Here is a 1,738-nt window from a genome sequence, read left to right on the forward strand (position 1 = left end):
ATTTATATATAGTTTTATACTAGTCAAAGCTATAAGAATGATATTGTATGGTTATTTAAAGAAAAATTTGATTATAGTGGGAACTGGAGAAATGGCTAAAGAACTTAAAATTGTTGTTAAGCAAAATAGATTTACAATGTATAACTTACTCGGATTTATAGATTTAGGAATAGATAATTTGAAAATTGATAAAAGTGAAGTTATAGGATCTAATATTTGTAATATTTTAAAAAATTATAAGGTAGATGAATTAATTATTGCTACTCCTAATATGAATGATAACGAATTACATAATTTTGTAGATTTAGTTGTGGATAAAGTAAGTAAAATAAAGATAGTACCAGACATTAATAAAATTTTTAGTATTAGCCCTGAAGTACAGAATTATGACACTATTATGATGATAGGAAATAAAAATTATGTTACAAGTAGAAAGAGACAAATAATAAAAAGAGCTATAGACATACTCATAGGAATAGTGGGATGTATACTTTTAATCCCTTTAACAATATTAGTCTGGTTTAAAACTGATAAAGAAGAAAGAAAAGCTGGAATATTTTTTACACAAAATAGAATAGGAGTGAATGGTAAAACTATAAAGATATATAAATATCGTTCCATGGTAACAGGTGCAGACGAAATATTAAAAAAAATACTTTTTGAGGATCCTAAAAAGAGAGAAGAATATCGAAAAAATAAAAAACTTAAAGATGATCCTAGAATAACAAAAATAGGAGAATTCTTAAGAAGAACATCACTAGATGAATTCCCACAATTTTTAAATGTTATAAAGGGTGAAATGAGTTTTATTGGACCAAGACCATATCTTTTTGATGAAATAGATGATATGGGAAAATCCTATGATAAGATCATAAAGTTAAAACCAGGAATAACGGGAATGTGGCAAGCTCATGGACGTAGTGATACAGATTTTGAAGAACGATTAGTTTTAGATGAGTATTACTATAGAAATTGGAATTTATGGTTAGACATAATAATAGTAATAAAAACTATAAAAAATGTAATAGCAAAAGAGGGGGCGTATTAATATGCTAGCAGCACTCATAATGGCTGGAGGAAGTGGAGAAAGATTTTGGCCACTTTCAACTCCAGAAAAACCAAAACAATTATTAAAAATATTTTCTGAAAAAACTATGATTAGAGAAACTGTCGATAGAATTTTACCGATTATTCCTACTGATAAAATATTTATAGCTACAAACGAATTACAAGAGATAGTTGTAAAAGCAGAATTAGAAGACATACCAAAAGAAAATATAATAATAGAGCCAGCTTTTAAAGATACTGCAGCAGCAATAGGATATTCAGCATTAGTTATAGAAAGTAAATTAAAAAATTCTTTGAAAGATGGAGAAAAGATAGAGATTGTAGTTTTGGCCTCTGATCACTTAATAAGGGATGAAAAACTTTTTAGAGAAACTATAATTCAAGGTGCTGAAGAGGCTAGAAAAAATGGGGTTATTGTTACTTTGGGAATAAAACCAAATAAACCAGAAACAGGGTATGGGTATATAGAAATAAAAACAGAAGAAAATATAGAATTAAATAAAATTTATAAAGTAAAAAGGTTTCGTGAAAAACCAAATCTAGAAACTGCTGAAAATTATGTAGCCTCTAAAAAATACTTATGGAATTCCGGGATATTTATCTTTACAACAGAAACAATATTTAAAAACTTTGACGTTTTAATGGAAGAACATACAGAAATATTTAATTC

At 27.2% G+C, this 1,738-nt stretch carries 2 protein-coding genes; both read left to right on the forward strand.

Annotated features, from left to right (window positions below):
• Nucleotides 1-1,048 (forward strand): exopolysaccharide biosynthesis polyprenyl glycosylphosphotransferase (locus ACMOUI_RS02390; RefSeq protein ID WP_418964146.1); only part of this gene is annotated, 1,048 nt, incomplete at its 5' end.
• Nucleotide 1,049: 1 nt separating this feature from the next.
• Nucleotides 1,050-1,738: mannose-1-phosphate guanylyltransferase (locus ACMOUI_RS02395; RefSeq protein WP_418964147.1), on the forward strand; the 689-nt coding region annotated here is incomplete at its 3' end.

The organism is Cetobacterium sp. (assembly GCF_048470075.1).
Lineage (GTDB): Bacteria > Fusobacteriota > Fusobacteriia > Fusobacteriales > Fusobacteriaceae > Cetobacterium_A.